A 21,054-nucleotide genomic window follows, 5' to 3' on the forward strand; every position below is an offset into this window, starting at 1 on the left:
TTTGATAAAAAACAAAAAGTACATCAAAAATACAGAAATGCTTACTCCTGTTTAAAATATCAAAAGAAAATATGAACAATAAAAGCAACGAAGCAAAACCTATAATAACTTATTTTTAGCTGTTGTTTCTTAGATTAGGTAATCCTTATAATCATGCTTTAACTAGTTAAATGCAAAAACCAATATTCAAAGATTGCGTAAAGTAATAATCACGTGTGGACTGCTTATACACATAAAATGAGGAAAATTTCTATAGGGTTGTTTTATCTAATTTTTTAAATACAGATTGACATTTGTAATAAATCCTCTTTAACATCAATGTTATATAATACTAAGTAATCACCTAGTAAAAGAATAAATAACAATTTTTAGCAAAAAATAACCGAAAGTATCTAAATAAAAGGTATTTAAAAAAAGTTAATTCAACTAAACATTGGGATTTAAGCAATATTTATTTAACATTATTTTAAATTCTATTAAATTCTTAAAAAAATTTGAAACAAAAACACGTTTTTTTTAACAATTAACAATCACATAGCAATAATTATCCTTTATGTATTATTTTTAGAATATTTTTTTGAATTTAAATTAAAACTAAAATATTTTTTTACCCTATTTATTTTGGTATTTAGAAAAATTATCATAATTTAGCGGCCAATTATAATTAATAAAACGAATGTCATTGTTTACTAACATAATTAGCATTATTCTGATTCTGGGTAAAACTCAGAGTGAGTAACGCTTATGTTGTAAATTATACAAAATATAAAAAGCCTTTCTCACTCCAAGGGGAAAGGCTTTTTATTGTTTATTAATCACAAAAGAAAACGATATAAAGATGGATAAATTATTCATTTTCGACACTACTTTACGGGATGGAGAACAGGTACCCGGGTGTCAGTTAAATACAATTGAAAAAATAGAAGTTGCTAAAGCATTAGAAGAATTAGGAGTAGATGTTATTGAAGCCGGTTTCCCGATTTCAAGCCCTGGAGATTTTAGCTCAGTAGAAGCCATTTCCAAAGCAGTAACAAGACCAACCATCTGCGCTCTAACTCGCGCTGTAGAAAAAGACATAGAAGTAGCAGCCGATGCTCTTAAATATGCGAAGAAAAAAAGAATACATACAGGAATTGGAACTTCCGATTACCATATTAAATATAAATTTAATTCTACTCGAGAGGAAATAATCAAAAGAGCTGTTGCAGCAACCGCCTATGCTAAAAAATTTGTTGAAGACGTAGAATTCTATGCTGAAGATGCCGGAAGAACAGACAATGAATATTTAGCCAAAGTGGTTCAGGCAGTTATAAATGCAGGAGCAACAGTAATAAATATCCCTGATACTACCGGTTATTGCCTTCCTACGGAATATGGAGAAAAGATAAAATATCTGATGGAACATGTGGATATGAAAAACGCCATTTTATCTACACATTGTCATCAAGATTTAGGAATGGCAACTGCCAATTCTCTTATGGGAGTTATAAATGGGGCTAGACAAGTGGAAGTTACCATGAATGGAATTGGTGAACGTGCAGGAAATACTTCTCTAGAAGAAGTTGTTATGGCAATTAAAAGCCACAAGGAATTAGCTATAGAGACAAGTATTAATACCAAAAAATTATATCCTGTAAGTAAAATGGTTTCCAGCTTAATGAATATGCCTATCCAACCCAATAAGGCAATTGTTGGAAGAAATGCATTTGCTCATTCCTCTGGAATACATCAGGACGGCGTATTGAAAAACCTTTCAACCTATGAAATTATAGACCCTAAAGAAGTAGGTATTGATGACAACGCAATCGTTTTAACAGCCCGTAGTGGACGCCATGCTCTTAAAAACAGATTAAACTTATTGGGAATTAAAGTTGAATCAAATGAATTAACCACTATCTATGAACGATTTTTAGAATTAGCTGACAAAAAGAAAGATATTAACGACGATGACCTATTAATTCTTGTTGGAAAAGAACCGAATGAAAGCAATCGTATTAAATTGGATTTTCTACAAGTTACATCTGGTAAAGGCGTTATAAATGCAGCGATTGTTACCTTAGATATTGCCGGAGAAAAATTCACCTCTACTTCCTTCGGAAACGGTCCTGTCGACGCAGCTATCAATACAGTTAAAGAAATACTCAAAAAACAAATGACTATTCATGAATTTTTAATTCAAGCTATTAATAAAGGAAGCGATGATTTAGGGAAAGTACATATGCAAGTAGAATATAATGGCAAAAACTATTATGGCTTTGCAGCAAATACAGATATTGTTACTGCTTCTGTGGAAGCCTATATTGACGCTATAAATAAATTTACCGTTTAACATTTATAATTAAACCAATTAAAAAAGAGAATATACCATGAAAACACTTTTTGACAAAATTTGGGATGCTCATACGGTTACTTCTATACAAGATGGGCCTACCCAATTATATATAGATAGGCATTTTTGCCATGAAGTTACCAGCCCTCAAGCCTTCAACGGACTAAGAGAAAGAGGATTAAAGGTTTTCAGACCAGAACAAACCACACTTACTGCTGACCATAATACACCAACCTGCAATCAAGATCAGCCGGTAAAAGACCCTATATCCAAAAAACAATTAGATACACTTTCTAAAAATGCAGAAGAATTTGGACTTACATTATATGCACTTGGAAACGAAAGAAATGGAGTAGTTCATATCATCGGACCGGAAAATGGATATACCCAACCGGGTATGACTATAGTTTGTGGAGATAGCCATACTTCTACTCATGGTGCTTTTGGAGCTATTGCTTTTGGAATAGGAACCAGTGAAGTTGAAATGGTATTAGCTACTCAATGTATTCTTCAAAGTAGACCTAAAACCATGAGAATTAACTTTAATGGATCTTTAAGTGACGGAGTTACCGCTAAAGATTTAGCATTATTTATGATTTCAACCCTTACTACGGGAGGAGCTACCGGATATTTTGTTGAATATGCGGGTGAAGCAATTCGAAATCTAAACATGGAACAAAGAATGACCCTTTGTAATTTAAGCATCGAAATGGGAGCACGTGGAGGGTTAATTGCTCCTGATGAAACAACATTCGAATATCTTAAAGGTAAAGACTTTGCTCCTAAAGGAGATAAATGGAATGAAGCTATCGAATATTGGAAAACTCTAAAAACAGATGAAGGAGCTAAATTCGATAAAGAATATACATTTGACGCTTCTAAAATTGAACCTATGGTTACTTACGGGACCAATCCAGGTATGGGGGTTTCAATAACCGGATCTATACCAACATTAGAAGGGTTGGATGAAACAGGTAAAATTTCTTTTATAAAATCATTGAATTATATGGGCTTCAATCCAGGAGAAAAAATGGAAGGAAAGCCTATAGACTATGTGTTTATAGGAAGTTGCACTAATGGAAGAATTGAAGATTTTAGAACTTTTGCAAATTTTGTTAAGGGTAAGAAAAAAGCAGAAAATGTTACAGCATGGTTAGTTCCCGGAAGTCATCGAGTTGCTCAACAACTTATCGATGAAGGGTTATATGAAATTTTAGAAGAAGCAGGGTTCGAAATACGTCAACCCGGTTGTTCTGCATGCCTTGCTATGAATGATGACAAAGTTCCAGCAGGAAAATATGCGGTTTCTACCACTAATAGAAATTTTGAAGGAAGACAAGGACCAGGCGCCAGAACTATTTTAGCCAGTCCATTGGTAGCTGCAGCCGCGGCTGTAACCGGAAAAATAACCGATCCTAGAAAATTAAACTAATTCTATAAAAAACAACATGGAAAAATTTAAAACGATAACATCAACATACATTCCACTTCCAATAGAAAATGTGGATACAGACCAAATAATACCGGCACGATTCTTAAAAGCAACGAATAAAGAAGGATTCGGTGATAACTTATTCGCAGATTGGAGATATGATAAAAGTGGAAATCCAAAACCAGATTTTGTATTAAATAATTCTACCTACAGTGGTACAATTTTAGTAGCAGGAAAAAATTTCGGAAGCGGATCAAGTAGAGAACATGCTGCTTGGGCTGTATCAGGTTATGGATTTCGTGCGGTTGTTTCCAGCTATTTTGCAGATATTTTTAAGAACAACTCTCTAAACAACGGCTTACTTCCAGTAGTAGTTAGCCCGGAGTTTTTATCGGATCTTTTTGAAAGCATCCATTCGGACCAAAAAAATACTATTACGATAGATCTTGAAAAGCAATCTATCACAAATAATAAAACGGGAAAAACTGAAATTTTTGACATAAATTCTTACAAAAAAGAATGTCTTATTCAAGGACTTGACGATATTGATTATCTACTATCAAAAAAAGATAAAATCGAAGAGTATGAAAAAAAACGTATTTTTCAATATTAATTACGATTTTATCATTCGTAGATTAAAGTAATATTTCCAACTGGTCAATCATGTTTCATTAATAAAAAAAATAGTATGATAGAAATTATGGATACCACTCTCCGTGACGGAGAGCAAACTTCCGGAGTTTCATTTTCAATGCAGGAGAAGTTAAGCGTTGCCCGTCTACTCATAGACATGGGAATAAACCGATTGGAAATTGCTTCTGCCAAAGTTTCTGAAGGAGAGTTTCTGACCGTTAAAAAAATAGCTTCTTGGGCAGAAAGCTCCGGAAACTTGGAAAAATTGGAAATATTAGGATTTGTAGATAAAGGAGCCTCTTTACGTTGGATAAAAGATTCCGGGTGTAAAATAATAAATTTACTAACTAAAGGCTCGCTAAAACATGTAACAGAGCAATTACGTAAAACTCCTCAGCAACATTTAGAGGATATTAAGCATGATATTTTACTAGCGCAATCTATGAATATATCCATTAATATATATCTTGAAGATTGGTCTAATGGAATGATCCATTCAAAAGATTACGTATTTTTTATGCTCGATAATCTTAAAAGTCTTCCCATTAAACGTTTTATGCTTCCTGATACCTTAGGAATACTAAATCCAAATAACACGAAACTTTTTTGTACTGAAATAGTAAATCGTTATCCCGATATTCATTTTGATTTTCATGCTCACAATGATTATGACTTAGCTGTGGCTAATGTAATGGCTGCTGTAGATTCAGGAATCCATGGTATTCATGTAACCATGAATGGATTAGGAGAAAGAGCAGGAAATGCACCCTTACCTAGCGTAATTGCTGTTCTTCATGATCAGATGAAAATAAAGACCTCCGTTAAAGAATTTATGTTAAATAAAGTAAGTCGCGTAGTAGAGACTTATTCGGGACAAAATATTTCTTCTAACCAACCAGTAATAGGCGAAAATGTTTTTACACAAACTGCAGGAATTCATGCTGACGGAGACAATAAAAACAATCTTTATTACAATGATCTTCATCCGAATAGATTCGGTCGTATCAGAGAATATGCTTTAGGTAAATTATCAGGAAAAGCTAACATTAAAAAAAATATAGAGGCTTTAGGCATAGAACTCGATGAAAAAGATATGATCAAGGTGACCAATCGCGTGATTGAATTAGGAGATAGAAAAGAGATTATTACACAGGAAGACCTCCCCTTTATCATATCCGATGTTTTAAATACGAATGAAAATGAAAAGAAAGTAAAAATTCTTTCGTATGCATTAGTTTTAAGTAAAGGTCTGCACCCAACCGCCTCTATAAGAATGGAAATAGATGGTAAAACATATGAACAAACTGCATCTGGAGATGGACAGTATGACGCTTTTTCCGAGGCGATCAGCCTTATATATGAAAAATTAAATAAAGCCAAACCCATTCTTACTAATTACAAAGTAATTATTCCTCCCGGAGGGCAAACAGATGCTTTAGTTCAAACCGTTATATCTTGGAAGCTCAATAACTATGAATTTAAAACCAGAGGATTAGACGCTGACCAAACCGAAGCTGCCATTAAAGCAACAGAAAAAATGTTGAACATTATTGAAAATTTACATTGAAATTAATTTTGTAAAAAATAATTGTTTCAACATTTTAAAAAACATATTATACTAGAAAAAAATAAATAAAAGAATATATAAAATGAAATTAAATATAGCCGTATTACCGGGAGATGGAATTGGCCCTGAGATTATTGCTCAGGCTTTAGATGTAACTAAAGCTATATGTGCCAAATTTAATCATGAGCTTGCCTATAAAGAAGCGTTAGTAGGAGCAATTGCAATTGACAAAACTGGAAATCCTTATCCGCAGGAGACTCATGAACTTTGTATGAATTCAGACGCTGTTCTTTTTGGGGCAATCGGAGATCCAAAATATGACAATAATCCTTCTGCCAAAGTTCGTCCGGAACAAGGATTATTGAAAATGAGAAAAGATCTTGGTTTATATGCAAACCTTCGTCCTATCAATACGTTTCCTTCACTAATACATAAATCCCCTTTACGACCTGACTTAGTTGAAGGTGCAGATTTTATGTGTGTCAGAGAATTAACGGGAGGTTTATATTTTGGACGACCTCAAGGAAGAAGTGAAGACGGAAATACCGCTTATGATACTTGCGTTTATACTAGAGAGGAAATTGAAAGAATAGTTAGATTAGCCTATAAATTAGCTGGACAGCGAAATAAAAAACTTACTATAGTTGATAAAGCAAATGTGCTTTGCTCATCTCGTCTATGGAGGCAAGTTTCTCAGGAGATTGAAAAAGAATTTCCAGATATTGAAACTGAATACATGTTTGTTGATAATGCTGCAATGCAAATTATTCAATGGCCGAAACGTTTTGATGTATTGGTAACTGAAAACCTATTTGGAGATATTTTAACAGATGAGGCTTCCGTTATTACAGGATCTCTGGGAATGTTACCTTCAGCCTCAATCGGCATTCATACTTCTGTTTTCGAGCCTATACATGGCTCTTACCCACAAGCAGCAGGGAAAAATATAGCAAATCCACTTGCTACCATACTTTCCGCTGCCTTGATGTTCGAATATGCTTTTGATTTAAAAAAGGAAGGTGCTTTGATTAGAAAAGCGGTAGATGCTTCTATGGAACAAAAAATTGTAACAGAAGATATCGCTTTCGAGGGAAAAGCTTATTCAACCACTGAAGTTGGAAAATGGATTGTTAATTATATCCAAAATTCATAATAAAAAGGACTTCTTTACAAAGGAGTTCTTTTTATATTCAATCTTATTATTTTAGATTTTTTTAGAAACTATTGTATAATTTAAGTAAAGATGCGAGACAATTTAAGACAAAAAATACAGACTTCTTAATAAAAATATTTTAACAATTTAATTTAACCTATTTTTTTAATACTAAACCTCTAATTTTATCTAATAAATAAAAAATTAAAGAAATTTTATACTTAACAAATTAATACAATATAAATAATATATTTTTTTTTTATTTTTAATATTAAATTAGGATTTACTTTTATCAAATATTATTTTATTTACAAATAATATTTGGACATAATAAAAAACTATCTTAATTTTGTCTCACTCTTATAAGTTATAAAAATATATAATTAAAAACTAATGTCTCATTTAAACTACATACTCTTATTAAACCTCATTCTGGTCAATATTTGTTAATCAGGGGGAGGGATGTTAGTAGAATCTATTGTAGTTATAAAATATCATAAGCCCTTTCTCCCTATTAAGGAAAGGGCTTTAATTTTATAAAGAAACAAAAATAAACTAAAAAAATGAAAAACCAGTTAAGAAGTCACACCAGCACCCATGGTAGAAGAATGGCTGGAGCCCGCGCTCTATGGAGAGCAAACGGAATGCAGGAGGAACAAATGGGTAAACCTTTAATTGCAATCGTCAATTCATTTACCCAATTCGTACCCGGGCATGTGCATTTACATCAAATAGGACAATTTGTAAAATCGGAAATAGAAGCATTAGGATGTTTTGCTGCTGAGTTTAATACCATTGCCATAGATGATGGTATTGCTATGGGACACGACGGAATGTTATATTCTCTTCCTTCTAGAGACTTAATTGCTGATAGTGTTGAATATATGGTAAATGCTCACAAAGCTGATGCAATGATATGTATAAGCAATTGTGATAAAATAACACCCGGTATGCTTATGGCTTCTATGCGATTAAATATTCCAACTATTTTCGTTTCCGGTGGACCAATGGAAGCAGGAGAATTAAATCATCAACATTTAGATCTAATTGATGCTATGATTAAATCTGCAGATTCCACTGTATCAGACAAAGAGGTCAATGCCATTGAACGATCTGCTTGTCCTACTTGTGGTTCTTGCTCTGGTATGTTCACAGCAAATTCTATGAACTGCCTAAATGAAGCAATCGGATTAGCCTTGCCCGGAAATGGCACCATAGTAGCAACCCATGAAAATAGAAAAAAACTATTTAAAGATGCCGCTGCCTTGATTGTAAAAAATGCTTACAAATATTATCGTGCTGGAGATGATTCCATATTGCCAAGAAGTATTGCTACGAAACAGGCTTTCCTCAATTCTATGGCTTTAGATATTGCTATGGGTGGTTCTACGAATACAATCCTTCATCTTTTAGCCATCGCAAATGAGGCACAGGTGGAATTCACTATGGACGATATAGATTCCTTATCTAGAAAGATTCCTTGTCTATGTAAAGTTGCTCCGAATACAACAAAATACCATATTCAAGATGTAAATCGAGCCGGTGGTATTATGGGTATTTTGAATGAATTAGCTAAATCAAATTTAATCAATACCTCTACCTACCGAATTGACGGTTATACATTAAAACAAGCAATAGAAAAATATGATATAACTACGGAAGCTCCTAATCAAGAAGCATTAAATTTATATAAATCAGCTCCTGGGAATAAGTTTAATTTAGTTATGGGATCACAAAATTCAGCCTATCCTACCCTTGATACCAATCGATCTGAAGGATGTATTCGAGATATGGAACATGCTTACACTAAAGACGGTGGGTTAGCTATATTAAAAGGTAATATAGCTTTAAACGGATGTGTGGTAAAAACGGCGGGAGTAGACGAAAGCATATTTAAATTTACAGGTACGGCAAAAGTATTTCAATCACAAGATGCTGCTTGCGAAGGAATTTTATCAGGAAAAGTTCAGTCCGGCGATGTCGTAATCATTACCTATGAAGGCCCAAAAGGAGGCCCAGGAATGCAAGAGATGCTCTACCCTACTTCCTATATAAAATCAAAACATTTAGGAAAAGAATGCGCCTTAATTACCGATGGAAGATTTTCAGGAGGAACTTCCGGTTTATCCATAGGGCATGTTTCCCCTGAAGCTGCAGCCGGAGGAGCCATAGGTTTGGTAGAAGACGGAGATATTATTGAAATTGATATTCCTAATCGTTCTATTAACGTTAAAATATCCGATGAAGAACTGGAATTTCGAAGGAATCAAGAATATTCAAAAGGTAACGAAGCATTTAAACCCAACAGAGAACGTAAAATTTCAAAAGCATTAAAAGCATACGCTAGTATGGTTAGCTCAGCGGATTTAGGTGCAGTAAGAATAATATAATTAATGACTTAAATAATAAGAATAAAGACTATGAATACTAATATTTCAGGAAGTGAGGCTTTAATAAAATCCTTGCTTAAAGAAGGTGTAGACACTATATTCGGATATCCGGGAGGGGCTATTATGCCGGTATTCGATGCTTTATATGATTACACAGATAAAATCAATCATATTCTTGTACGTCATGAACAGGCAGCTGCCCATGCTGCGCAAGGTTATGCCCGAGCTAATGGAAAACCCGGAATAGTATTAGTAACTTCAGGTCCCGGTGCTACAAATACGGTAACCGGAATTGCTGATGCTATGATTGACAGTACTCCTTTAGTAGTAATATCTGGCCAGGTATTTTCCGGCTTATTAGGAAGTGATGCTTTCCAAGAAGCAGATGTAGTAGGAATTACCAAGCCAATTAGCAAATGGACATATCAAATACGTAATGCAGAAGAAATTCCATGGGCGGTAGCTAGAGCTTTTTATATTGCTAGTAACGGTCGCAAAGGACCTGTGGTATTAGATATTACAAAAGATGCTTTGATCGGACAATTTGAATATTCTCCAAAAGATATTAATTTTATAAGAAGCTACCAGCCGATTCCCGATTTAAAACAAGAGGAAATTCGATCAGCTGCAAAATTAATTAATGAAGCAAAAAAGCCCCTGGCTTTAATTGGACAAGGGGTTATTTTAAGCGGTGCGGAAAAGGAACTTAAAAATTTCTTAGAGAAAGCAAATATTCCCGGAGCGTCCACTATGTTAGGCCTTTCAGCTATACCTACAGACCATCCGCTAAATGTCGGACTTTTAGGAATGCACGGAAATGTTGCCCCAAACATTAAAACTAATGAATGCGATGTTTTAATTGCAATAGGTATGCGATTTGACGATCGTGTCACCGGTGATTTAAATACTTATGCTAAACAGGCAAAAATTATTCACTTTGATATTGATCCTTCTGAGGTTGATAAAAATGTAAAAACTCATGTAAAAGTTCTTGGGGATGCAAAAACTACCTTAGCAGAAGTTACAAAACTTCTCCATGAGAGTAAGCATACTGAATGGCTTGATAGCTTCAAAGAATATGACAGTAAAGAATATGATGCTGTAATCAAAAAAGAGTTGTATCCGGAAGCAGGAAGCTTAAAGATGGGGGAAGTAGTTAGAAAAGTTTCTGAAGCTACAAACCATGAAGGAATATTAGTTACCGATGTTGGACAGAACCAAATGATGGGAGTGCGATACTTTAAATATAAACATAGTAGAAGCGTTATTACTTCGGGAGGACTGGGTACCATGGGATTTGGATTGCCTGCAGCTATTGGAGCTAAAATTGGTGCTCCCAATAGAACGGTCTGCTTATTTGTGGGTGATGGAGGGATACAAATGACTATACAAGAATTGGGAACCATCATGCAATACGACATTGATGTAAAAATAATTATTTTAAATAATCATTTCCTTGGCATGGTACGTCAATGGCAAGAATTATTTTTTGATAAAAGATATTCAGAAACTCTTATGAAAAACCCAAATTTCGAAGCTATCGCTAAGGCTTATAATATAAAATCTAAAACCATAAGTGAAAGAGATGATTTAGATAAGGCAATTGATGAAATGATTAATCATAAAGGTCCTTATTTATTGGATGTACAAGTAGAATTACAAGGAATGGTTTATCCTATGGTACCTGCAGGTTCTTGTGTAACTAACATTTTGTTGGGAGAATCTAATCAACTATAAATTAAAAATTATGAAAACTATTCAATCCAAATTTAATTCCGTCGCACAGCAATACGATCAACAAAGAAAGAAATTAATTCCTTGTTTTGACGATTTTTATCAGATTGCGGTAGAAAATATAAATCTTTCAACTTCTTCCCCTGAAATCCTAGATATCGGAGCAGGCACCGGATTATTATCTGAATTTATTTTGCAAAAATATCCTAAAGCTAAAATTACTTTAGTTGATTTTTCTGAAAAGATGCTGGAAGTTGCCAAAAATAGATTTATTAATAATCCGAATATTAAAATAATCTGTCAGAATTTTACCACGTTAACAGTAACTCAACCTTTCGATGCGGTGGTATCCTCTTTAGCAATTCATCATTTAGAGGATTTTGATAAAATTAAACTTTATAATTCCATATTTTCCTATCTTAAGGAAAACGGTGTATTTATAAATGCAGAACAAATTGCGGGAAATGATGAATTTTTTTCTACACTTTATGACAGATTATGGAGAGCGTATATTGAAAAAAGCGGCTTAGCTCAAGAAGCAATTGAGGCTTGCTTTGAACGAATAAAGTTAGATAAAAGGAGTCCTTTGCTAGAGCAATTAAATTGGCTTAAAAGTGCAGGATTTAAAGAGGTTGATTGTCTTTATAAATATTACGACTTCGCAGTTTTATATGCTAAAAAGTAAAATCATGAAAAATAAAACGTTATATACTGTTACCATATTTTCTGAAAACACGGTGGGACTTTTGGGTCAGGTTACTAGTGTTTTTACCAGAAGATTTTTAAATATAGAAACTTTATCAGTATCTCCATCTGCTATAGAAGGAATACATAAATTTACCATTACGGTCCTTTGCGATAAAGAAACCATTGAAAAAGTTGTCAAGCAAATTGACAAATGTGTGGATGTATTAAAATCTTATTATAATACTGACGATGAACTCATTCATCAAGAAATTGCATTATATAAATTACCGACACCTGAATTCCTAAAAATTGGCTCGGTTGAAAATTTAATTAGAAAATATAATGCTCAGATACTTGAAATTAACGAGATTTGTGTTGTAATTCAAAAAACAGGACATTACACAGATACACAAGCGCTGTTTCAAGAATTAAGTGAGAATATAAAAGTTTTGCAGTTTATTCGCTCTGGAAGAATAGCTATAAATACTTCAAAAATAGAACGCTTAAGTGATATGTTAAGCGAATTAAAAATAAAAGAATCTTTAATAAAAAATTAAAAATACTAACAAGATGGCACAAATGAATTTTGGTGGAGTAATTGAAAATGTTATTACTCGTGATGAGTTTCCTTTAGAAAAAGCTAGGGAAACATTAAAAGGTGAAACCATTGCAGTTATTGGGTATGGAGTACAAGGTCCCGGACAAGCCTTAAATTTAAGAGATAATGGCTTTAATGTGATCGTTGGTCAACGTAAAGGCGGTAAAACTTGGGAAAAAGCTATTGCTGATGGATGGGTTCCCGGAGAAACTTTATTTGATATAGAAGAAGCAGCTTCCAAAGGAACTATTATTCAGTATTTATTATCAGATGCTGCTCAAATTGAAGTTTGGCCAAAATTAAAACCTTATTTAACAGCCGGAAAAGCATTATATTTTTCTCATGGTTTTGGTATCACTTTCAGCGATCGTACCGGAATTATTCCCCCTAAAGATATAGATGTAATATTAGTTGCTCCTAAAGGATCAGGAACTAGCCTTAGACGTATGTTCTTAGAAGGTAGAGGGTTGAACTCAAGCTATGCTATCTACCAAGATGCAACGGGAAAAGCTAAAGACAGAACTATCGCTTTAGGTATAGGAGTAGGTTCCGGATATTTATTTGAAACTGACTTCAAACGTGAAGTATATTCTGACCTTACCGGAGAAAGAGGTACATTAATGGGTGCTATTCAAGGTATCTTATTAGCTCAATATGAAGTATTACGTGAAAACGGACACACACCATCAGAAGCATTTAATGAAACCGTTGAAGAGCTTACTCAATCGCTAATGCCGCTTTTTGCTGAAAAAGGAATGGATTGGATGTATGCTAACTGTTCTACTACTGCTCAAAGAGGAGCATTAGATTGGATGACACCTTTCCACGACGCTACAAAACCTGTATTTGCAAAATTATATGCAGAAGTAGCTTGTGGTAATGAAGCTCAAAGATCTATTGATACTAACTCTAAGCCGGATTATCGCGAAAAATTGGAAGAAGAGTTAAAAGCTCTTCGTGAAAGCGAAATGTGGAAAGCGGGAGCGGTTGTTAGAGAATTAAGACCCGAAAATAATTAATTTTAATTATAAAAAACAAAAAAAGGAATATGTAAATTACATATTCCTTTTTTTATACCATATGTATAATAAATTTATATTAAAATGTTAATTAATAAAAAATGTATATTAAATAATACATATTAGTATTTTTTTATATAAAAAGCAGAAGTGGTGACTATTAGAGAATTAAGATCGGAAAATAATTAATTTTAATTATAAAAAATAAAAAAAAGGAATACGTGAACAACATATTCCTTTTTTCATATATTTGCATAATTGATCTTTATTTAAATGGTAATAAATTTTAAAAATAAATCCCATATTAACTCATCAATATTAGTATTTTTTACTATATCACCACTTTTTATAATCTTATTTTTATCTAATATATTATTTTTATTCAAAATAAGTATTCCCCGATACATAATATTATTTTCATTTATAATTTCTTATTTTACACTTCCTTTCCTGTCAAAAAAAAATATTTTTTATGAGTGGTTTGTAACGATTATATTTTATACACTGTCTTTCTATCTTTCTATATCTTTTTATGATCTTTCAACTGATGGCCAATGGTATCATTTGGAAAGCATTATAAACTTAAAACAAGGGTGGAATCCTATCTACGAAATTTCAAAAACGAATGTAGCACAGATATACGTACAATCTTATCCTAAAGGCTATGAAATAATTGCTGCTTCCATCTATTCTTTTACCAAAAAAATGGAATCAGGTAAACTTATTAATATGATTGTTCTTATAGCTTCTATAATATATGTTTTTAAACTATTAAATCAAGCTAATTTAAGTAATTTAAAAAAATATATTTACACCTTTCTCATATGTGTGAATCCTATTGTAGTTACAGAAATATTTACTCATTATTTAGATGGATTTATGTACTCTTGTTTAATTATATTAATTTGCTCATTAATTCTTTTAGTTAAAAATTATAACAAAATTGAATTTCTTAATTTTATTTTTATCCTATCCATAATTTCATCATTGAAATTTACCTCTCTCCTTTTAATCTTTATACTTGTACTATTTGTCTTTATATATTTATGGAAAAATGATAAGTTAAAATTTAAATATTTACTTCCTTTCTTTATTACCGGATTAATTATTTTTCCTTTAACCAATGTAAACCCTTATTACACTAATATAAAAAATAATCTTCATATTTTTCATCCGGTATTTGGAAAAGATAAAGTTAAAAACTTATTATCATCTCATGTAAATGAAGATTTTTATAAAAAAAACAGAATTGAAAAAGCATTTATATCTTATTTTTCTTATACCGGAAGAAGTAACCAAACAATGAATTTTAAAATACCTTTTTCTGTCAAGCTTTCTGAAATAAAAAATCTTAGTGAAGTAACAATTACCTATGGAGGTTTTGGGCCATTTTTTTGTGTTATTATTATTCTTACAGCAGTACTTTTAGTTATGTCTTTATTTTTAGCTAATAATACTCCTTCCGTATTATATTATTTAATTTTAGGAATCGCAGCCAGTATTTTATCTTTTCCGGATTTTTGGCTTGCAAGAATGGTACCTCAACTCTATTTATTCCCTATAATAATTCTTTTATTAATGGAATATAAATCTAATATGTATATATATGCTAAAATATTGACAAATTTAACAATATCGTTAATAAGCTTAAATACCTTTTTATTTATTATAATATCTCTGACAATAAATTTCTATTTCAGTTTAAATACCCATTATCAGATAGCTCAGTTAAGGAAATTAGATAAAAACACTATAGTTCCTATTGATTATTTTTTCAAATCGAATTTAACAAGATTAGAAGAAAATGATATTGCATATCGAGTAGTAAAAATACCTTACGACGTGACTAATAATAATCTTCATTTTTCTGGCTCTAAAGGAAAAAATAATACAAAATTTATAGCACAATTTAATGAAAAAGATAAAAGTAAGCTATTAATATATCTAGATAATCACTACAACAAAATTTTCAATTATTATCAATCCTATAAAAAAGCTAAATAAATTTAGGAATCAAATGTTTATAATATATCTATTTTCTTTGTTATTTTTGCGTAGTAAAATATAGAAAATGTCAAAAATTAGAGTTCGCTTTGCACCCAGTCCAACAGGGTATTTACATATCGGAGGAGTTAGAACCGCATTATATAATTATCTTTTTGCTAAAAAAAATAAAGGCAAATTTATACTGCGAATTGAAGATACAGATCAAAACCGTTACGTTGAAGAAGCTGAAAAATACATTAATGATTCCTTAAAATGGTGCGGATTAGAACTTGACGAGAGTCCTGAAAAAGGAGGTCCCTTTGCTCCTTATAAACAATCTGAAAGAAAAGATATTTATAATAAATATATTCAAGAAATACTCAAAACTGACTATGCATACATAGCATTCGACACACCTGAGGAATTAGAAAAATTACGAAAAGAATATGAAGAGCAAGGAAAAGTGTTTTCTTATAATCATGAAATTAGAAATAGTTTAAATAATAGCCTTACTCTCCCTGATGATGAAGTTGAACAAAAATTAAATGCCGGTACGCCTTATGTGATCAGATTTAAAATTCCACCTCATAGAACTCTAGTTTTAAATGATATTATCCGTGGTAATTTCACTATTGATACTTCAATATTAGATGACAAAGTTCTTGTAAAGACCGATGGTATGCCTACATACCATTTTGCTAACATTGTAGATGATCATACGATGGAAATTACACATGTCATTAGAGGCGAAGAATGGTTACCTTCGTTAGCTTTACATATATTGCTTTATGAAGCATTTGGTTGGAATTCTCCCGAATTTGCCCATTTACCATTAATCTTAAAGCCGGAAGGGAAAGGAAAATTAAGCAAACGAGACGGTGACAAATACGGATTTCCTGTTTTTCCTCTTGCATGGGAAAATGTAAAGGAGGGAACTTCTTCTATAGGCTATAAAGAAGAAGGTTATTTACCTGAAGCATTTATTAATATGCTTGCCTTACTAGGTTGGTCGCCCTCCAACGATAAAGAAATCATCTCTTTACATGAAATGATTGATGAATTCGATCTGGAAAAAGTTCATAAAGCCGGAGCCCGTTTTAATCCCGAAAAAGCAAAATGGTTTAATCATGAATATATTAGTAAATCTGATGCCTATAAATTATTACCAGAATTTCAGAAAATATTAAAAGAAAAAAACATTGAAACAGATGATGCTAAGGATCTTCGAATTGTAGAACTCTTAAAAGAGAGAGTTTCTTTTGTAAAAGAAATTTGGGACATAGGCTCTTTTTTCTGGCTAGCTCCTAGCACATATAATGAAAAAAGCTTTAAAAAGGCTATCAAAGAAGATACTAAACCCATCCTATTTCAATTATATTCTGAATTGGAATCAGTATCTTTTACAGAAAAAGAATTGCATACTTATATTCATGAATTCGTTGAAAAATCAGGAATGGGATTCGGCAAAATCATGCAACCTTTACGCTTAGCTTTAGTTGGAGATCTCAAAGGGCCGGATGTTCCTGTCATTATGGAATTACTTGGAAAAACAGAAACTTTACAACGTATAAAAAATTTAGAATTAAAAATTTAAAAAAATATGTTATGAAAATAGCGTTAGCTTCAGATCATGCAGGATTTGAATATAAAAATTATATATTTAAATACCTTACAGAAAAAGGAAATCAAGTTCATGATTTTGGAACTTATTCAGGAGAAAGTGTAGACTATCCTGATTTTGTACATCCTTTGGCTATTGCTGTTGAAAATCATGAATTTGACTTTGGAATTCTTTTCTGCGGAAGTGGTGAAGGAGTCTCCATTACTGCCAATAAGCATTTGGGAATTCGTTGTGCACTTTGTTGGCAAACAGATATAGCCCGTCTAGCTAGACAACACAACAATGCAAATGTGTTGGCTATTCCCACTCGTTTCATTGCTAAAGAATTGGCTGAGAATATCATTGACATATTTCTATCGACTAATTTCGAAGGGGGAAGACATCAACATCGTGTGAATAAAATTTCCAATTGGTGAAATATGTTGAGAACGTGAATATTACAATAATATTTTTTTTAAATTTATTTTTGGAATAAATAATCTCTTTATAAAATAACATAAAAATTGTACATTTGGGTTTATAAATAATCAAGGAAATGGATTTTAAAGATTACGAAAACACATTGGAAACATCGTTTCAAAAAAATATTACTGCAAAGCAACAAGCTACATTTATTTCTAAAGTATATATGTGGATGAGCTTCGCTTTATTTATAAGCGGTTTTACTGCTTATTTTACAGCCAACTCACCGGGAGTACTAAATCTAATGTTCACTCCTACCGGTCCGACATTTTTATATTATGCCTTGATTATTGGTGAATTAGGATTGGTTATTGCCTTAGGGGGGGCTATTCACAAAATGACTTTAAGCTTAGCAATGGCTGTTTTTCTTTTTTATTCTTTTATAAATGGAATGACATTATCCATCATATTTTTAGCTTATACTATGTCTTCTATCGCTACCACATTTTTTATTTCTGCCGGCACCTTTGCTATAATGAGTTTATATGGATATTTCGCAAAAACGGATTTAACTAAATTTGGAAAGATTTTATCTATGGCGCTATTAGGAGTATTATTAGCTTTATTAGTAAATATTTTCTTAAAAAACACTATGTTGGATTTAATAACTTCTGTAGTAGGAGTTTTAATATTTGTGGGATTAATAGCTTATGATACGCAAACACTTAAAAATATTGGAGCTCAGATAAATGAAGAATTAGGAGAGAACTATTCTAAAATAGCTATTCAAGGGGCTTTATCTTTATATTTAGATTTTATTAATCTTTTCTTATATTTATTAAGATTTCTTGGGTCACGAAAATAATTTTTCTTTTTGAAAAACCTTAAAAATAGTTTATAGGTGAATAATGTTTTTATTCACCTATTTACATATAATAAAATATCTTATTTAAAATAAAATTTAACACAGACGTAAACTATAATTTTTGTAAATTTAAATTTATTAGAAAATCAATATGGAGAATAATCCAAAAGATAGTATAAAAAAAAATAAAAAAAAACCTCTATTAAAAACAATCTTAGGATTAGTTCTATTTAGCTTTTCCCTTATATTATTTATTTCATTTATATCATTCTATTATAATTGGAAAGAAGATCAAAGTCAATTAACTTCTTTTTTAAATAAAAATATTACTGCACAAAATATCATCGGTAAAATAGGAGCGTATTTAGGACAAATATTTATTTTTGACGGTGTTGGAGCTATTTCTGTTTTTATCCCATTTTTCTTTTTAATTTTATCCTTTAAAATATTATTTGATAAAGAAATTCTAAAAATATGGAAACTACTTTCTCATGGAATTTTCTTTATCATATGGACACCGATATTCCTAGCTATGGTTTTGGGCTCTAAATGGCTTCTTTCTGGCTTAATAGGATACGAAGTCTATGATTATTTAAAATCTTTACTTGGAAGCGTGGGGACAGGTATTATATTGTTATTAACAATTTCAATATATTTCATTCTTGAGTTTAACCTTAGTGTAGAAAATATAAAATCCAAATTACAAGTACATCCCGGAACACAGTCTAAAACGGCTGAAAAGAAAAACAATGAAATAAATGAACCATTTAAAGAAGATCAAATTTATGAGAAAATAAAAGATCCTAAAACGGCTCAATCTGAGACTGTTTTTACAAAAAGCCCTTCAGATGAAAAAGTTGAAAAAGAAGATAAACAAACGAAAGATTCTGAAACACTAGTTGAAGAAAATATTCCATTAAGCTTATCTGATTCAACTTTAGAATTACAGAATTCTACAGCAAATAATGATATAAGTCAACCTACCACTGATTTTGAGATAGATATCCCTACAATTGAAGAAACAGTTGAGGAGGATATTTCACTCACCATTGAAGAAACAAAAAAAGAAGAGCTTCTAACTGAAATTGAGCCTCATAAAAACATTTTAGAAGAATTTGGACCTTATGATCCTAAATTGGATTTACCAAAATATAAATTCCCGACACTTGACCTTCTTACAAATTATAATATCAACAACAACATTACTATCAATAATGAAGAGTTAGAAGAAAATAAAAATAAAATTGTAACTACATTAGCTAACTATGGTATTGGAATTTCAAGTATAAAGGCAACAGTGGGTCCTACGGTGACCTTATATGAAATCATACCGGAAGCAGGTATACGAATTTCTAAAATTAAAAATTTAGAAGATGATATTGCCCTTAGCCTTGCTGCTTTAGGAATACGTATTATAGCTCCAATTCCAGGAAAAGGAACTATAGGTATTGAGGTACCAAACAGCACGGCTACCATGGTTTCCATGCGATCGGTAATTGCTTCTCAAAAATTTCAAAAAATAGATATGGAACTTCCGATTGTTTTTGGAAAAACCATTTCTAACGAAACTTTTGTTACAGATTTAGCTAAAATGCCTCATATGCTAATGGCAGGAGCAACAGGTCAGGGTAAATCTGTAGGTTTAAATGCTATAATAACTTCCTTATTATATAAAAAGCATCCTAGTGAATTGAAATTTGTATTTGTAGACCCTAAAAAGGTAGAGCTTACTCTATATAATAAAATTGAGCGTCATTTTCTCGCAAAATTACCTGATACGGAAGAAGCCATTATCACCGATACTACTAAAGTAATTAATACTTTAAATTCACTTTGTGTCGAGATGGATAATCGTTACAAACTTCTCCAAAGCGCCTATGTAAGAACCATTAAAGAATATAATCAAAAATTTAAAGAACGTAAATTAAACCCTGAAAAAGGACATCGTTTTTTACCGTATATTGTCTTAGTTATAGACGAATTTGCTGATTTAATCATGACTGCGGGAAAAGAGGTTGAACTTCCGATTGCCAGATTAGCTCAGCTAGCCAGAGCCATAGGAATTCATCTAATTATTGCTACGCAAAGACCTTCGGTAAATGTTATTACAGGTATGATTAAAGCCAATTTCCCTGCTCGAGTAGCTTTTCGTGTAACTTCCAAAATTGATTCCAGAACTATTTTAGATGGAAATGGAGCAGATCAGCTAATTGGAAAAGGTGATATGTTATTTACAACGGGAAATGAATTGATACGTATGCAATGTGCTTTTGTAGACACCCCAGAAGTAGATAAAATCACAGAATATATAGGTTCTCAACAAGGATATCCTGATGCATATCAATTACCGGAATTTTATGAAGATAATACTAATGCTAGCCAGAATGAAGTCTCAGAAGCAAAAAGAGATGAACTTTTCAATGATGCAGCTAGAGTAATCGTAACTGCACAACAAGGATCTACCTCGTTAATACAGCGAAAATTGTCATTGGGTTATAACAGAGCGGGTAGAATTATGGATCAATTGGAAGCATTCGGCATCGTTGGCGCTTTTGAAGGTAGTAAAGCACGCAAAGTATTAATCACAGACCTAGTAAGTTTGGAACAATTATTGGAAAATTTAAACAACTAAAAAATA

The 21,054-nt window shown here is 32.0% G+C and carries 15 protein-coding genes; all 15 read left to right on the plus strand.

The features are described 5' to 3' along the window. Nucleotides 1-832 precede the first annotated feature (832 nt). The 15 genes from Q0T35_RS09030 to Q0T35_RS09100 all read left to right on the plus strand — a co-directional run bounded on the left by Q0T35_RS09030 (nt 833) and on the right by Q0T35_RS09100 (nt 21,048). Nucleotides 833-2,329, plus strand: a complete 1,497-nt coding sequence (locus Q0T35_RS09030) for a 2-isopropylmalate synthase (protein ID WP_295842718.1) — start codon at nt 833-835, stop codon at nt 2,327-2,329. A gap of 37 nt (nt 2,330-2,366) precedes the next feature. Then, complete coding sequence (gene leuC, locus Q0T35_RS09035) at nt 2,367-3,761, plus strand: 3-isopropylmalate dehydratase large subunit (RefSeq protein ID WP_295842673.1); 1,395 nt, start codon at nt 2,367-2,369, stop codon at nt 3,759-3,761. Between the two features lie 16 nt (nt 3,762-3,777). Beyond that, nucleotides 3,778-4,374, plus strand: coding sequence for a 3-isopropylmalate dehydratase small subunit (gene leuD, locus Q0T35_RS09040; protein WP_295842675.1), 597 nt, complete (start codon nt 3,778-3,780; stop codon nt 4,372-4,374). A gap of 75 nt (nt 4,375-4,449) precedes the next feature. Further along, nucleotides 4,450-5,961 carry an alpha-isopropylmalate synthase regulatory domain-containing protein gene (locus tag Q0T35_RS09045; RefSeq protein WP_295842678.1) on the plus strand — a complete coding sequence of 504 codons (1,512 nt, stop codon included), beginning with the start codon at nt 4,450-4,452 and terminating at the stop codon, nt 5,959-5,961. An 82-nt stretch (nt 5,962-6,043) separates the two neighbouring features. Next, the gene (leuB, locus tag Q0T35_RS09050) at nt 6,044-7,114 is read left to right on the plus strand and encodes a 3-isopropylmalate dehydrogenase (protein WP_295812562.1); all 1,071 of its coding nucleotides are present in this window, start codon (nt 6,044-6,046) and stop codon (nt 7,112-7,114) included. A 563-nt stretch (nt 7,115-7,677) separates the two neighbouring features. Beyond that, nucleotides 7,678-9,504 carry a dihydroxy-acid dehydratase gene (gene ilvD, locus Q0T35_RS09055; RefSeq protein ID WP_295842680.1) on the plus strand — a complete coding sequence of 609 codons (1,827 nt, stop codon included), beginning with the start codon at nt 7,678-7,680 and terminating at the stop codon, nt 9,502-9,504. 30 nt (nt 9,505-9,534) lie between these two features. Beyond that, nucleotides 9,535-11,241, plus strand: a complete 1,707-nt coding sequence (gene ilvB, locus Q0T35_RS09060) for a biosynthetic-type acetolactate synthase large subunit (RefSeq protein ID WP_295842682.1) — start codon at nt 9,535-9,537, stop codon at nt 11,239-11,241. Between the two features lie 10 nt (nt 11,242-11,251). After that, nucleotides 11,252-11,923: a class I SAM-dependent methyltransferase gene (locus Q0T35_RS09065; protein WP_295842684.1), complete on the plus strand. Its 672-nt coding sequence runs from the start codon at nt 11,252-11,254 to the stop codon at nt 11,921-11,923. A 4-nt stretch (nt 11,924-11,927) separates the two neighbouring features. Then, on the plus strand, nt 11,928-12,482 hold the full coding sequence (gene ilvN / locus Q0T35_RS09070) for an acetolactate synthase small subunit (protein WP_295812568.1): 555 nt from the start codon (nt 11,928-11,930) through the stop codon (nt 12,480-12,482). Between the two features lie 13 nt (nt 12,483-12,495). Further along, the gene (gene ilvC, locus Q0T35_RS09075) at nt 12,496-13,542 is read left to right on the plus strand and encodes a ketol-acid reductoisomerase (RefSeq protein ID WP_295842687.1); all 1,047 of its coding nucleotides are present in this window, start codon (nt 12,496-12,498) and stop codon (nt 13,540-13,542) included. A 564-nt stretch (nt 13,543-14,106) separates the two neighbouring features. Continuing rightward, entirely contained in the window at nt 14,107-15,546 is a 1,440-nt protein-coding gene (locus Q0T35_RS09080) for a hypothetical protein (RefSeq protein WP_295842689.1), read from the plus strand. A gap of 67 nt (nt 15,547-15,613) precedes the next feature. Next, nucleotides 15,614-17,122, plus strand: a complete 1,509-nt coding sequence (gene gltX, locus Q0T35_RS09085) for a glutamate--tRNA ligase (protein WP_295842690.1) — start codon at nt 15,614-15,616, stop codon at nt 17,120-17,122. Between the two features lie 11 nt (nt 17,123-17,133). Further along, a complete protein-coding gene (gene rpiB / locus Q0T35_RS09090; protein WP_295842691.1) occupies nt 17,134-17,565 on the plus strand; it encodes a ribose 5-phosphate isomerase B in 432 nt (143 codons plus the stop codon). 119 nt (nt 17,566-17,684) lie between these two features. Continuing rightward, on the plus strand, nt 17,685-18,416 hold the full coding sequence (locus Q0T35_RS09095) for a Bax inhibitor-1/YccA family protein (protein WP_295842692.1): 732 nt from the start codon (nt 17,685-17,687) through the stop codon (nt 18,414-18,416). 151 nt (nt 18,417-18,567) lie between these two features. After that, nucleotides 18,568-21,048, plus strand: a complete 2,481-nt coding sequence (locus Q0T35_RS09100) for a DNA translocase FtsK (protein ID WP_295842694.1) — start codon at nt 18,568-18,570, stop codon at nt 21,046-21,048. The last annotated feature ends 6 nt before the right edge of the window (nt 21,049-21,054 follow it).

The organism is uncultured Apibacter sp., assembly GCF_946479295.1.
GTDB lineage: Bacteria > Bacteroidota > Bacteroidia > Flavobacteriales > Weeksellaceae > Apibacter.